At 61.8% G+C, this 419-nt stretch carries 1 protein-coding gene; it reads left to right on the top strand.

Translation table 11 applies throughout. From position 1 onward, the window contains the following. The coding region (locus H6A60_RS12690) for a hypothetical protein (protein WP_205105209.1) at positions 1-419 on the top strand (419 nt) is incomplete at both ends.

The raw sequence follows: 419 nt of genomic DNA on the forward strand, positions 1-419 counted from the left end.
CTATAAAGATTCGCTTCTGACAATCGAGTCCGAACGTTCCGGTGACGCTTCGTTCTACGGCGTCTTTACGGACGGCGAAGACGGTTCCGGCGGCGGCACGGTCGAAATTTCGCTCCTGAACACTTCGGATCACTTCCGCTTCGCGGCGGCACAGTCGAAAGCCGGCTTCACGGGCACCTTCGTGCTCAATAGCGGCACGATCGACTTCACCGATCTCTTCACGTCAACCAGCGGGAGCGGCGATCCGCTTGCCGGGGCAACGCTCGTCCTTAACGACGGCGGCGTGGTCGACCTCGTGGGCGACGGCTCCGGAACGAGTGCTTCGAACGAACGCAAGCTCGGCGGCCTCACCATGGCGGGCGGCACGATCGAAGCCGGGTCTATCGGCTACAAAGAAGGCGAGGGTGCCTTCAACTCGA

Origin of the sequence: Sutterella massiliensis (genome assembly GCF_016899755.1) — a bacterium.
Lineage (GTDB): Bacteria > Pseudomonadota > Gammaproteobacteria > Burkholderiales > Burkholderiaceae_F > Sutterella > Sutterella massiliensis.